We start from the raw sequence: 13,204 nt of genomic DNA, 5'->3' as shown, positions 1-13,204 counted from the left end.
ACCGCGAGGACCTCGCCCTCCTGGGGCTTCTCCTTCGCGGTGTCCGGGATGACCAGACCGGAGGCGGTCGTCTGCTCGGCCTCGAGCGTACGGACGACAACACGGTCCTCGAGCGGCTTGATGGAGACCGACACAGCGGACCTCCCCTTCGCATTCGTGGGAACAGTTGGTGGCAGCAGGGCCTGGCCGCCCGTCGTCGCGGGTGCCGGTCGGCCTGACCGTGCAGCTGGCCTCCCCGAGTGAGGAGGACCAGGACGAATCTAGGCGTCCGTTAGCACTCGGTCAATCCGAGTGCCAACACGCCGCCCCGCCAGCGCCCCGCCAGCGCCCCGCCGAACCCGGCCGAACCCGGCCGGGCGGACCACCTGGCAGGATCGGGCCATGGATCCCGCCGCGCTCTCGCTGCTGCTCAGCCCCGCGGGGTGGGCGCTGCTCGGGGCGCTGCCGCCCTACGACGAGCGGATCGCGATGGCCGTGTCGGAGCGGCTGCAGCGCGAGGGCGTCGACCCCGTGCTCGTCGCCGCCGCGCTGACCCAGTCGCGCCTGCGCCTCAAGGCCCGGGAGAAGTTCGCCGACTTCGCCGACGGCATGCTGCTCACCCAGGCCGGCCTGGAGCAGGCGACGCGGCTGACGGTCGGCGCCCGCCACGCCCGGCGGTTCTCGGCCGCCGGCGTCACGCACGTCGCCGACCTCACGTGCGGCATCGGCGGGGACGCGATGGCGATGGCGGCCCTGGGCCTGCGGGTGCTCGCGATCGACCTCGACGAGCTCACCGCCGCCATCGCCACGGTCAACCTGCGCCACTTCCCCGAGGCGGTCGTGCGGCACGGCGACGGCCTCGCGCTCGACCTGGCGGCCGAGGGGGTCGACGGCGTCTTCGCGGACCCGGCCCGGCGCACCGCGGCCGGCCGACGCCGCCACGACCCGGCGGCCTACAGCCCCCCGCTCGACGACGTCCTGGCCGTGCGGCACCGCGTCCCGGCCCTCGGCGTCAAGGTGGGGCCGGCGATCGCGCACTCCGACGTCCCGGCCGACGCCGAGGCGCAGTGGGTGAGCGTCGACGGCGACGTCGTCGAGGCGGGCCTGTGGTTCGGCCCGCTCGCGCCGGAGGGTCCCGGCCGCAGCGCGCTGGTGCTGCGGGGATCCACCGCCACCACGGTCCGGATGCCGGCCGGTGGGCTCACCGACCCCGACGTCGGCCCGCCCGGCGCGTACCTCTACGAGCCCGACGGCGCCGTCATCCGCTCGGGGCTCGTCGCCCTGGTCGCCGAGCAGGTGCACGGCCGCCTGCTGGACGCCACGATTGCGTACGTGACCTCCGACCACCTCGCGCCGACGGACGTCGCGCAGGCGTACCGCGTGCTCGACGTCCTGCCGTTCGGCCTCAAGCGGCTGCGCACCGCGCTGCGCGAGCGCGACGTCGGGCGCCTGACGATCAAGAAGCGCGGGACCGCCGTCGTGCCGGAGCAGCTGCGCAAGCAGCTCGACCTGCGCGGCGACGCCGAGGCGACCATCGTCCTGACCCGGGTCGCCGGGTCCCAGCAGGTCCTCGTGGTGGAGCCGGTCTGATGGAGATCCCGTTCGCGACCTCGGAGCGCTCGACCATCGGCGTCGAGTGGGAGCTCGCGCTCGTCGACGCCGACTCCGGTGACCTGCGCCAGGTGGCCCGCACCGTGCTCGACGCCGTCGCGCCGCCCGGCGGCGGGGAGCACCCGACGATCAAGCAGGAGCTGCTGCTCAACACCGTCGAGATCATCACCGGCGTGTGCCACACCGTCGCCGAGGCCGGTGCGGACCTCCAGCGCTCCGTCGACGAGCTGCGCGCGATCACCGACCCCCTGCGCGTCGAGCTCATGTGCGCCGGGACGCACCCGTTCGCGCAGTGGAGCCACCAGAAGGTCACCGACCGCCAGCGCTACAACACGCTCATCGAGCGCACGCAGTGGTGGGGCCGGCAGATGCTCATCTACGGCGTGCATGTGCACGTGGGCATCGAGGACAAGGCCAAGGTGCTGCCGATCCTGCGCGCGATGCTCACCTACGTCCCGCACATCCAGGCGCTCTCGGCCTCCTCCCCGTTCTGGGGCGGCAAGGACACCGGCTATGCCTCCAACCGGGCGCTGATGTTCCAGCAGCTGCCGACCGCGGGGCTGCCGTTCCAGTTCGAGACCTGGGCGCAGTTCGAGTCCTACGTCGCCGACATGCTGCACGTCGGCGTCATCGACCAGGTGGACGAGATCCGCTGGGACATCCGGCCGTCGCCGCGGTTCGGCACCCTGGAGATGCGGATCGCCGACGGCTCCCCGAACCTCACCGAGGTGCTCGCCTTCGCCGCGCTCATCCACTGCCTGGTCGAGCACTTCTCGACGCTGCTCGACCAGGGCCGCGAGCTGCCGAGCCTGCCGCCGTGGTTCGTCCAGGAGAACAAGTGGCGCTCGGCGCGGTACGGCATGGACGCGATCATCATCCTCGACCGCGCCGGCGACGAGGAGCTGGTCACCGACAACGTGGAGCGGCTGCTGGTCGAGCTCGAACCGGTGGCCGAGCGGCTGCGCTGCTCGGCAGAGCTCGCGCACGTGCGCACCATCCTGCGCAAGGGCGCCTCCTACCAGCGCCAGCGCGCCGTCGCCCGCCGCAACGACGGCGACCTCGGGGCGGTCGTCGCAGCGCTCGTGGCGGAGATGCGCGCAGGCAGGCCGCTGTAGCCCTCCGGCCGCTCCCCCGCCACCTCTCGCCGCTCCCCCGCCACCTCTCGCCATCGGTTCTCGTCGATCTCGTGTCGTCAGACGACCAGAAATCGACGAGAACCCGCGGAGCCGGGTCGGAGCCGGGTCGGAGGCGCGTCGGAGGCGGGGGTGGCCTGACGTCGAGGCGCGGCAGCGGGGTCGGCGGCACCGCGGAAAGGTTCATCACCTGCTAGTTGTTATTGCCTACTAGTGGGCGTAACCTGCATCCATGACCCCGCCACCGCGAGACCCCCAGCTGCTCAAGGGCGTGCTGCCCATGCTCGTCCTGGCCTCGCTCACCACGCGGGAGTCCTACGGCTACGAGCTGGTGACCCGCCTCCAGGAGGCCGGGCTGGCCGACATCGCGACCGGGACCGTGTACCCGGTGCTCGCCCGCCTCGAGCGTGACGGGCTGATCACCTCCCGCCTGGTCGCCTCCACGGCCGGCCCAGCGCGCAAGTACTACGTCCCGACCGCCCACGGCGCGTCCGACCTCGCCAGGGCCGCGCGCGGTTGGGCCGACCTCACGCGCACCGTCGACGTCGTCCTCGGCGGGCTCGACCAGCGCACCGCGCCACCCACCGATCCGGCACCACCCACCGATCCGGCGCCACCCACCGATCCGGCACCACCGACCGATCCGACACCGACCACCCACCAGGAGCCGTGATGACCCCCTCGACGAGAACCTCGATCAGCGTGCGCGACCAGCTCTCGCTGGGCTGGTACCTCACCCGCTTCGGCTGGGCGATGCAGGACTACCCCAGCCGCGAGTACCGCGCCGTCCGGACGGAGCTGCGCGCCTCGGCCCTCGCCACCGCCACGGAGGTCGGGATGCCGGCCGCCCTGGCGGACCTCGGCCACCCCTACGCGCTCGCGGACGAGTACCTCGGGACACTCGGCCGTCGTCACCCCCGCTGGGGCTCCGGTGCGACCGCGGCCGTCGTCGTGCTCGGGATGCTCACCTACCTGCTCGTCGCCTACTCGTTCGGCGTGCTCGACGGGATGCTCGCCCTGGGTGGCGGCCGGGCGGAGATCTCCGTCCTGGGCGGGACGTGGACCTTCGTGGCGAGCGAAGCGGAGCTCACGGCCGGCGGACCGCTGCTCTCCGCTCCCGGCCTGCTCCTCGCGCTGGTGCTCGGCGGCGTGGCGTTCGCCGTCGGCAGCCGCATCTGGCGCCTGCGCACCGGGCGCTGACCCCTTCCCCGCCGGGCTCAGGCCAGCACGTGCGTCAGCGGCATCGAGGAGTCGACGGGCAGGTCCAGCGGCGAGGCGGGCAGGCCGCGACGCACGACGGCGGCCCCGAGCGCCGCGATCATCGCCCCGTTGTCCGTGCAGTAGCGGATCGGCGGGATGCGCAGCTCGATCCCGGCCTCGGCGCACCGCACCGCGACCAGCTCCCGCAGCTGGGAGTTGGCCGAGAAGCCGCCGCCCACCACGAGCGTGTCGACCCCGTGCCGCCGGCAGGCCGCGATCGTCTTGGCCGTGAGCACGTCGGCGACGGCCGCCGCGAACGACGCCGAGACGTCGGCGAGCGGGATCTCCTGGCCCGCGTCCTGCCGGGCCTCGACCCACCGCGCCACGGCGGTCTTGAGGCCGGAGAAGGAGAAGTCAGCGGCGTGGTCGGCCTGGTCCTTGGCCGCCGTCAGCCCCCGCGGGAACCGGATCGCCGTCGGGTCGCCCTCGCGCGCGAGGCGGTCGATGTGCGGGCCGCCGGGATAGGGCAGGCCGAGCAGCCGCCCGACCTTGTCGAACGCCTCCCCCGCGGCGTCGTCGAGCGTGGAGCCCAGCTCGGTGACCCGCACGGTGTCGTCGACGAGCAGCAGCGAGGAGTGCCCGCCGGAGACCACCAGCGCCATGACGCGCTCCGGGAACGGCCCGTGCACCAGCTCGTCCACCACCGCGTGCCCGATGACGTGGTTGACGCCGTACAGCGGCACGCCGAGCCCGAGCGCGAGGGCCTTGGCTGCGGCCGCACCGACCGTCAGCGGCCCCACGAGCCCCGGCCCCGCCGTCACGGCGATCGCCCCGACCTGACCCCGGTCGACGCCCGCCTGCGCCAGCGCCCGCTCGATCGTCGGCACCATGGCCTCGAGGTGTGCGCGCGAGGCGATCTCCGGGATGATCCCGCCGTACCGTGCGTGCTCGTCCATCGAGCTCGCGACCACGTCCGCCAGCAGCTCGCTGCGGTCCCCGTCGATCCGGACCAGGGCGACCCCGGTCTCGTCGCACGAGGTCTCGATCCCCAGGACGAGGGTGGCGTCAGGCATGGTCCCAGCGTAGGCGGCGGCGAGGGGTGACCGGCGTCACAGCCCGCCCGGGAACGCCCCCCGTCGGTTGACTGTTCAACCAACCATGACGACCACCAGCTCCGCGACCGACCTCTTCCTGCTCGACGGCGCCGAGCAGGACGCCCTGTTCCGCGATGCACGCTCGGCGCACGCGTTCGGCGTGGAGCCCGTGCCGGACGAGGTCATCGACGCCGTCCACGACCTGGTCCGCTGGGGGCCCACGGCGCTGAACTCCTCGCCGATGCGCCTGCTGCTGGTCCGCTCGGCCGCGGCCCGCGAGCGCCTCGCCGGCCACATGGCCGAGGCCAACAGGGAGCGCGTGCGCACCGCGCCGCTGAGCATCGTCGTCGCCGCGGACCTCGACTTCCACGAGCACATGGGCACGCTCATGCCGAGCGTGCCGGGCGTGCGCGAGCGCCTCGACGCCAACCCCGCCGGCCGCGAGCGCACCGCCAGGGACAACGCCTGGCTGCAGGCCGGGTACCTCGTCGTCGGCCTGCGCGCCGCCGGCCTCGCCGTCGGTCCGATGAGCGGCATGGACGCCCCCGGGATCGACGCCGACCTGCTCGCCGGGACGGCCTGGCGCTCGATCATGGTGCTCAACGTCGGCCGGCCGGCCGACGCCCCCCACCCCTACCCGCGCGCCGCGCGCCTCGAGACGGCCCAGACCACCGTCGTCGTCTGACCCCGGCCCACGGTCGCGGACCGCGAGCTCGTCGGCGGCGGGCGGGTCAGCGTGCCGGCGGGTCGAGCGGCAGGCGCATCGTCCACGCGTCGACGTCCTCGGGCTGGTAGTACCGCCGCCGTCGGCCCAGCGTGACGAACCCGGCACGGGTGTAGAGCTCGATCGCCGGCTCGTTGTCGACGCGCACCTCGAGCAGCACCGCCTCGGCGCCCTCCTCACGGGCATGCCCGACGAGCGCCGCGAGCAGCACGGCCCCCAGCCCTCGGCGCCGCGCGGCCTGCGCGACCCCGAGCGTCATGACCTGCACGACGTCGCCGTCGAACCACGTCCCCGCGTAGGCGACGAGGTGCCCGTCCTCGTCGTCGACGCCGACGTACCAGCGCCCCGGACCGGTGAGCTCCTCGCGCACCATCTCGGCCGACCACGCGGACTCCCCGAAGATCGCGCACTCGAGCCCCGCGACGGTGACGACGTCGCCCGGGGTCAGCGGGCGCAGCTCGACGGCCCCCGGCTGCCCACTCACCCCGTGGCCCTCTTGCGGGCGGCCGACGGCATCACGTCGGGCCGGCGCAGGTACAGCGGGGCGGTGGGCTGGTCCCGACCGGTCGCTGCCCGGAGCGTGGCGAGCCGGGCCAGCACCGCCGGGTCCAGCACCGTCGGGGCTCCCGGCGCCGCGGTGAGGTCGTCGGGGTAGAGCCCGGCGCCGGGCCCGACGACGACGGAGCGCGCGGTGGACGGGTCCGCCGCGAGGGTCGCCGCATGGAGCACCGCCGGGCCCTCGACGCACGCGACGTCGCCGTCCGGACCGTCCCACCGGTACCGCGCCGCGTAGACCTCGCGACGTCGCGCGTCGGTGACGACGAGCACCTCGGCGTCCCGGTCGGCACAGCCCTCGTACGCCTGCGCGGCGTACGCGTCGAGGCTGCACACGCCGAGCACCGGGACGCCGAGCGACCACGCCAACGTCCGGGCGGTCACCAGCCCCGCGCGCAGACCCGTGAACGGCGCCGGCCCGGTCCCGACGACGACGGCCTCGATCGCGCCGGCCGCGCGGCCGGCCTCCGCCAGCACCTCGGCGACGAGGGGGGCGAGCAGCTCGGCGTGGCGGCGCTGCTCCGCTGCCCGGCGGGCGGCGAGCGTCGCACCGTCGCGGACGAGGGCGACGGTGATGTCGGCGGACGTGTCGAGGGCGAGGACCAGCACGCGCCCATCCTCCCACCGGGGCTCAGGCGGGCAGGCGCACACCCGCCCAGCGCGGCCCGACGGCGCGCACGGTCACGTGGCGCACGCCGGCGCCGTCGAGCGGAGCCTCACCGGCACCCGCACCGTGCGGCCGCTCGAGCACCACCTCGAGCCTGTCCTCCGAGAGCACCTCCGCCAGTCCCTCGCCCCACTCGACGAGCGTGACGGACTCGTCCAGCGAGGCGTCCAGGTCCAGCGCGTCGAGCTCCTCGAGCGAGCCCAGCCGGTAGGCGTCGACGTGCACCAGGGCGGGTCCGTCGGTGAGCGAGGGGTGCACGCGGGCGATGATGAACGTCGGCGAGGCCACCTGGCCGCGGACGCCGAGCCCCGCCCCGATCCCCTGGGCCAGCGTGGTCTTGCCCGCGCCGAGGGGGCCGCTGAGCACCACGAGATCGCCCGCGCGCAGCACCGCGGCGAGCCGCCGACCCCACGCCCGCGTGGCCTCCGCGTCGGCGAGCTCCAGCACCAGCTCCGGCCCGATCTCCGTTCCCCGGGCCTCAGCCACCGACGTGCACCCGCGGCACCCGGGCGCCCAGCCGGGTGACGATCTCGTAGGAGATCGTGCCGGCGGCGTCCGCCCAGTCCTGGGCCGTCGGCTCGCCGTCCGCCCCGGAGCCGAACAGCACCACCGTGTCCCCCGCGACCTCGGCCGCGCCGGGCCCCAGGTCCAGCACCACCTGGTCCATGCACACGCGGCCGGCGACGCCCAGCCGCCGGTCACCCACCTGGACGGGGCCGCCCCAGCGCTCCGCGTCGCCGGAGGCGTGCCGCGGGATGCCGTCGGCGTAGCCCAGCGGCACGATGCCCAGCACCGTCTCCCGCGAGGTCGTGTACAGGTGGGCGTACGAGACGCCCTGACCCGCCGGCACGCGCTTGGTGAGCACCAGCGTCGCCTCGAGGCGCATCGCCGGCACCAGGCCGAAGTGCGCGGCGTCGCCGATCTGCGGCACCGGCGAGAGCCCCGTGACGGCGAGCCCTGGCCGCACGAGGTCGTAGTGCATCGCCGGGTTGGTCAGGGTGGCGGCGGAGTTGGCGAGGTGGCGCACCTCGAGCCGCGCGCCCCGGCGCTCGGCCGCGGCCACGGCGTCGTCGAACACGCGGGCCTGGGCGAGCACGGTGGGGTGGTCCGGCGCGTCGGCCCACGCCAGGTGCGAGAAGACCCCGACGACGGCGCACGCGCCCTCGGCCTGGGCCGCCAGGGCGACGTCGAGCGCCGCGTCGAGCTGGTCGGGCATCATGCCGCCGCGGCCGAGCCCCGTGTCGACCTTGAGGTGGACGCGCGCGGTCCGCCCCGTCGCGCGCGCGGCGGCGAGCACCTCGTCCAAGGCCCACGGCGAGGCGACCGCCAGATCGATCCCCGCCTCGAGGGCGGCACCCAGGGGCGCGCCGGGGGCGTACAACCAGGTCAGCACCGGGGCCTCGATCCCGGCGGCGCGCAGGGTCATGGCCTCGTCGAGCTGCGCGACGCCGAGCCAGGTCGCGCCGCCCGCGAGCGCCGCCCTGGCCATGGGGACCAGGCCGTGGCCGTAGCCGTCGGCCTTGACGACGGCCATCACGGCGGCGGACCCGGCGCGGGCGGACAGCACAGCGACGTTGGACCGGACGGCGGCCAGGTCGATCACGGCACGGGCGGGGAAGGCGCTCACGGCGCCCAGTCTCTCACCGGCGGCCGAGCGGGTCCGGCCCGCCCGCCCGCACGCGCGGGAGGGGCGGCCGCACGCGCGCCGCCGGTCAGGTGACCGGGACGAGGAGGTCGGCGCGCCCGCGCCCGCGCGCCACGAGCCGGGCGTTCGCCTCGTCCGAGCGCAGCACCCACTCCCGGGCCGCCCGCGGCGAGCGGCCGTGCGCGACGTGCCGCGCCACGAGCCGGGCGACCCGGACGTCGTCGGGCAGGTCGAGGTACCAGCACGCGTCGAGCAGCGGGGCGACGCGGGCCCACGCGCCGTCGTCGTGCAGGAGGTAGTTGCCCTCGACCACCACGAGCGACGTGGCGTGGTCCACCGCGATCGCGCCGGCGATCGGCTCCTCGATCCCACGGTCGAACACCGGCGCGTAGACGATCTCGACGCCTGCCCGGACACGGCCGAGCAGCGCGACGAAGCCCGCGGCGTCGAACGTGTCCGGCGCGCCCTTGCGGCCCGCGCGGCCCAGCCGCTCCAGCTCCGCCTGCGCGAGGTGGAACCCGTCCATGGGCAGCAGCACGGCCGTGACCCCGCGGGCCGTGAGCGCGTCGACCAGCCCCCGGGCGAGCGTCGACTTGCCGGCGCCCGGCGGGCCGGCCAGGCCGAGCAGCGCGCGGCGTCCGCCCGCGACGAGCTGCGCGGCCAGGTCGACGAGGACGGGGTCGACGAGGACGGGGTCGACGAGCTCTGGCCCGGGCGGCGCGTCGGGCACGTCCCCGCTCACGGGCCCGCGACCAGCCCGCGCACCACGCCCGGGAGGGCTGCCGCCACGGCGGACGCGGTCAGCGGGCCGCCACCGCTCGCGGCGCACGCCGCCCAGCCGTGCACCGCGACGGCCGCTGCCACCACCTCCACGAGCACCCTCGGCCCCGCCGTGAGCGGCCCGTCCGGCCCCGCCGTGAGCGGCCCGTCCGGCCCCGCCGTGAGCGGCCCGTCCGGCACGGCGAGCCCGGCGAGCAGCGCCCCGAGCACCCCCGCGAGCACGTCCCCGGCGCCGGCCGTCGCCAGCCAGGGCGTGCCGTCGGCCTGGCTCGCCACGACCTCGGCGCGGCCGGCGGTCCCGACGACGAGGGTCGTGGCGCCCTTGAGCAGCACGGTCGCCCCGGTCCGGCTGACCGCCTCGCGCGCCCAGCGCAGCGGCTCGGCCTCGACCTGGGCACGGCCCACCGCGATCCCGCGGGCCGTCAGCAGCGTGGCGAGCTCCCCGGCATGGGGCGTGAGGACCACGTGCCCACCCACCCGGGCTGGCAGCAGGCCGAGCGCCCCGGCGTCGACCACCACCGGCGTCGCGTCCCGGCCCGCGGCGCGCAGCACGGCCGCCACGCGCTCGCGCTGCTCGCCCCCCGCGACCCCCGGCCCGAGCACCCACGCCTGCACGCGACCCTCGGCGGTCACGACCTCGGGGTGCGCCGCCACGACGGCGTGGCGCACCGCGGCGGGGCCGAGGTAGCGCACCATCGGGCAGCCGACACCCAGCGCGCCCGCCACCGTGAGCACGGCGGCGCCGGGGTAGTCGGGGGATCCGGCCACGACGCCGAGCACGCCGCGCGTGTACTTGTGGTCCAGCGCCCCGGGCACGGGCCACAGCGCGGCGACGTCGGGCGCGGCAAGGCGGACGACGGCGGCGCGGGGCGCGCCGGGCACCCCGCCGCCCAGCGCCAGCCCCAGGTCGACCACGTCCACCACGCCCGCCAGCGCAGCCGCCGGCGGCAGCAGCAGCCCGGGCTTGGCCGCGCCGAACGTCACGGTGCGGTCGGCCGCGAGCACGGGGCCCGGCACGGCGCCGTCGTCCACCCCGATCCCGCTCGGCACGTCCACCGCGACGACGCGCGGCCCGGGCCCGGGCACCGACAGCAGCCCGCCGAGCAGCTCGACCAGCCGCGCCGCCGGCCCGCGCAGCCCGCCGCGCGCCCCGATCCCCAGCAGCCCGTCGAGCACGACGTCGGCCGCGAACGCCTCGGCGATCGCGTCGCCCAGCCAGACGGGCTCGCCCGGTGCGTCCGGCCCGACGGCCAGGACCCGGCCGCCGGCGGAGCGCAGGGCCGCCAGGCCGCCGTCGTGCACCGGCCCGGGGGCGACAGCGATCGCGCTCACCCCGTGCCGCGCGAGCAGCGCCAGCGCGTGCAGCGTGTCGCCACCGTTGTTGCCACCGCCGACCAGCCCGGCGACCGCGGCGCCCGGCACGCGCACCCCGTCGGCCCGCAGCTCGCGCCGCACCGCGGCGGCCAGCGCCCAGGCGGCCCGGTGCATCAGCCCGCCGGCGAAGCCCCGCTCGGCGGCGAGCAGGGGCCGCTCCGCGGCACGGACGTCGGCAGCGCTGAAGGCCTCGATCACGGGTCCATCCTGCCCCGTGGGTGCCCACGCGTAGAATCGGCGCGGCCGTGCGAGCAGGCCTGGACCCCAGCGTCCACCCCGAGCAGGACGAGGTGACAGCGTGACCCGGAGCCCCGGGATCGGCGAGTGCGCGCGCGAGCGGATCCTCGTCCTGGACGGCGCGTGGGGCACGATGCTCCAGGACGAGCACCTGGCAGAGGACGCGTTCCGGTTCGAGGGTGCCGAGCCGGGCCGCGCGTACCAGGGCAACTTCGACCTGCTGCAGCTGACGCGGCCGGAGCTCATCGCGCGGATCCACCGCGACTACCTCGCCGCGGGTGCCGACATCACGTGCACCAACACCTTCAACGCCAACGCGATCTCGCAGGCCGACTACGGCACCGAGCACCTCGTCGGCGCGATGAACGCGGCGGGCGCCCGGCTGGCGCGCGCGGAGGCCGACGCGGCGCAGGCCCGCGACGGCCGTCGCCGCTGGGTCGCGGGGGCCGTCGGCCCGACCAACCGGACCGCGTCGCTGTCCCCCGAGGTCGAGCGGCCGGGCTTCCGCAACGTGACGTTCGAGGACCTCGCGGCCGCCTACACCGAGCAGGTCACGGCACTGGTCGAGGGCGGGGTCGACCTGCTGCTCATCGAGACGGTGTTCGACACGCTCAACGCCAAGGCCGCGCTGTACGCGTGCGAGGAGGTCGCCCGCGCGACGGGGCGCCGGGTGCCGGTCATGCTCTCGGGCACCATCACCGATGCGAGCGGGCGCACGCTGTCCGGCCAGACGCCCGAGGCGTTCGTCATCTCCACCGAGCACGCCGAGCTGTTCTCGGTCGGCCTCAACTGCGCGCTCGGCCCCGAGCCCCTGCACCCGTACCTGCGGGAGATCGCCGGGGCCACCACGGCGCTGGTGTCCACGCACCCCAACGCCGGGCTGCCCAACGCCTTCGGGGAGTACGACGAGAGCCCGGAGCAGATGGCGGAGGTCCTCGGCCGGTTCGCCCGCGAGGGGCTGCTCAACATCGTCGGCGGCTGCTGCGGCACCACGCCGGACCACATCCGCGCGTTCGCCGCCGCGGTCGACGGCGTGCCGCCGCGCGTCGCGGGGCCGGCCTCGCCGCACCTGCGGCTCTCCGGGCTCGAGCCCTTCGAGCTGACCGCGACCATCCCGTTCGTCAACGTCGGCGAGCGCACCAACCTCGCGGGCAGCCCGCGCTTCAAGGCGACCATCGTCGCCAAGGACGACGCCGCGGCCGTCGCGATCGCGGCCCAGCAGGTGGCCGGTGGCGCGCAGGTCATCGACGTCAACGTCGACGACGGCATGATCGACGGGCCCGAGGCGATGAGCCACTTCCTCAACCTCCTGGCGGTCGAGCCCGACATCGCGCGCGTGCCGGTGATGATCGACTCCTCCGACTGGGCCGTGCTGGAGACAGGCCTGCGCCGCGTGCAGGGCAAGGCCGTCGTCAACTCGCTGTCCCTCAAGGACGGCGAGGCCGTCTTCCTCGAGCGGGCCCGGCGTGTGCGGCGCTACGGCGCGGCCGTCGTCGTCATGGCGTTCGACGAGGAGGGGCAGGCCGACACGCTCGAGCGCCGGGTCACGGTGTGCTCGCGCGCCTACCGGCTGCTCACCCAGGAGGCCGGCTACGCGCCGCAGGACATCATCTTCGACCCCAACGTGCTCACCGTCGCCACGGGGATGGCCGAGCACGACGCCTACGCGCGCGACTTCATCGAGGCGGTCCGCTGGATCAAGCAGAACCTGCCAGGAGCGCTGACCAGCGGCGGGATCTCCAACGTCTCGTTCGCCTTCCGCGGCAACAACCACGTGCGCGAGGCGATGCACGCCGTCTTCCTCTCGCACGCGATCGCCGCCGGCCTGGACATGGGGATCGTCAACGCCGGGATGCTCACGGTGGACGCGGACCTGGACCCGGAGCTCCGCTCGGCGGTCGAGGACGTCATCCTTGCGCGCCACCCCGAGGCCACCGAGCGGCTCATCGCGCTCGCGGAGAGCTACAAGGGCGTCGCCAAGGAGGCCAGGGGCGCCGAGGCGTGGCGCGAGCAGCCGGTCGCCGAGCGCCTGCGGCACGCGCTGGTGCACGGCATCGTCGAGCACGTCGCCGCCGACGCCGAGGAGGCGTTCCGCGAGCTCGGCTCGCCGCTGGCTGTCATCGAGGGCCCGCTCATGGCCGGGATGAACGTGGTCGGCGACCTGTTCGGCGCGGGCAAGATGTTCCTGCCCCAGGTGGTCAAGTC

General features: G+C 75.6%; 14 protein-coding genes. 6 read left to right on the top strand and 8 right to left on the bottom strand.

From position 1 onward, the window contains the following. The coding region (locus PKY62_RS09480; protein WP_502875827.1) for a co-chaperone GroES at positions 1-134 on the bottom strand (134 nt) is incomplete at its 3' end. A gap of 247 nt (positions 135-381) precedes the next feature. On the opposite strand from PKY62_RS09480, the gene PKY62_RS09475 reads away from it, so the two are divergent. The 4 genes from PKY62_RS09475 (at position 382) to PKY62_RS09460 (ending at position 3,923) form a co-directional block, all read left to right on the top strand. After that, complete coding sequence (locus PKY62_RS09475; RefSeq protein WP_324536465.1) at positions 382-1,569, top strand: class I SAM-dependent methyltransferase; 1,188 nt, start codon at positions 382-384, stop codon at positions 1,567-1,569. Further along, positions 1,569-2,705, top strand: a complete 1,137-nt coding sequence (locus tag PKY62_RS09470; protein WP_324536464.1) for a glutamate--cysteine ligase — start codon at positions 1,569-1,571, stop codon at positions 2,703-2,705. Before PKY62_RS09475 ends, PKY62_RS09470 begins: the two co-directional genes overlap by 1 nt. A 250-nt stretch (positions 2,706-2,955) precedes the next feature. After that, the gene (locus tag PKY62_RS09465; protein ID WP_324536463.1) at positions 2,956-3,396 is read left to right on the top strand and encodes a PadR family transcriptional regulator; all 441 of its coding nucleotides are present in this window, start codon (positions 2,956-2,958) and stop codon (positions 3,394-3,396) included. Continuing rightward, positions 3,396-3,923, top strand: a complete 528-nt coding sequence (locus PKY62_RS09460; RefSeq protein WP_324536462.1) for a hypothetical protein — start codon at positions 3,396-3,398, stop codon at positions 3,921-3,923. Before PKY62_RS09465 ends, PKY62_RS09460 begins: the two co-directional genes overlap by 1 nt. A 17-nt stretch (positions 3,924-3,940) precedes the next feature. On the opposite strand, the gene tsaD is transcribed toward PKY62_RS09460, so the two are convergent. Further along, a complete protein-coding gene (gene tsaD, locus PKY62_RS09455) occupies positions 3,941-4,996 on the bottom strand; it encodes a tRNA (adenosine(37)-N6)-threonylcarbamoyltransferase complex transferase subunit TsaD (RefSeq protein ID WP_324536461.1) in 1,056 nt (351 codons plus the stop codon). Between the two features lie 85 nt (positions 4,997-5,081). Here tsaD and PKY62_RS09450 point away from each other — a divergent pair, with 85 nt between their 5' ends. Continuing rightward, complete coding sequence (locus PKY62_RS09450; RefSeq protein ID WP_324536460.1) at positions 5,082-5,702, top strand: malonic semialdehyde reductase; 621 nt, start codon at positions 5,082-5,084, stop codon at positions 5,700-5,702. A gap of 46 nt (positions 5,703-5,748) precedes the next feature. On the opposite strand, the gene rimI is transcribed toward PKY62_RS09450, so the two are convergent. The 6 genes from rimI to PKY62_RS09420 form a co-directional block, all read right to left on the bottom strand. Further along, a complete protein-coding gene (rimI, locus tag PKY62_RS09445) occupies positions 5,749-6,225 on the bottom strand; it encodes a ribosomal protein S18-alanine N-acetyltransferase (RefSeq protein ID WP_324536459.1) in 477 nt (158 codons plus the stop codon). Continuing rightward, positions 6,222-6,905, bottom strand: coding sequence for a tRNA (adenosine(37)-N6)-threonylcarbamoyltransferase complex dimerization subunit type 1 TsaB (tsaB, locus tag PKY62_RS09440; protein ID WP_324536458.1), 684 nt, complete (start codon positions 6,903-6,905; stop codon positions 6,222-6,224). Before tsaB ends, rimI begins: the two co-directional genes overlap by 4 nt. Before the next feature lie 22 nt (positions 6,906-6,927). Continuing rightward, positions 6,928-7,449, bottom strand: a complete 522-nt coding sequence (gene tsaE, locus PKY62_RS09435) for a tRNA (adenosine(37)-N6)-threonylcarbamoyltransferase complex ATPase subunit type 1 TsaE (protein ID WP_324536457.1) — start codon at positions 7,447-7,449, stop codon at positions 6,928-6,930. After that, on the bottom strand, positions 7,442-8,590 hold the full coding sequence (gene alr, locus PKY62_RS09430; RefSeq protein WP_502875826.1) for an alanine racemase: 1,149 nt from the start codon (positions 8,588-8,590) through the stop codon (positions 7,442-7,444). The genes tsaE and alr overlap by 8 nt, the downstream gene beginning before the upstream one ends. 85 nt (positions 8,591-8,675) lie before the next feature. Then, positions 8,676-9,350 (bottom strand): nucleoside/nucleotide kinase family protein, encoded by a 675-nt coding sequence (locus PKY62_RS09425; RefSeq protein WP_324536456.1) that lies wholly within the window; start codon positions 9,348-9,350, stop codon positions 8,676-8,678. Further along, on the bottom strand, positions 9,347-10,960 hold the full coding sequence (locus PKY62_RS09420; RefSeq protein WP_324536455.1) for a bifunctional ADP-dependent NAD(P)H-hydrate dehydratase/NAD(P)H-hydrate epimerase: 1,614 nt from the start codon (positions 10,958-10,960) through the stop codon (positions 9,347-9,349). Before PKY62_RS09420 ends, PKY62_RS09425 begins: the two co-directional genes overlap by 4 nt. A gap of 100 nt (positions 10,961-11,060) precedes the next feature. On the opposite strand from PKY62_RS09420, the gene metH reads away from it, so the two are divergent. Then, positions 11,061-13,204 (top strand): methionine synthase (gene metH, locus PKY62_RS09415; RefSeq protein WP_324536454.1); only part of this gene is annotated, 2,144 nt, incomplete at its 3' end.

This window comes from Actinotalea sp. (assembly GCF_035443605.1).
Lineage (GTDB): Bacteria > Actinomycetota > Actinomycetes > Actinomycetales > Cellulomonadaceae > Actinotalea.
This window is presented reverse-complemented; position numbering and strand designations above follow the sequence as displayed.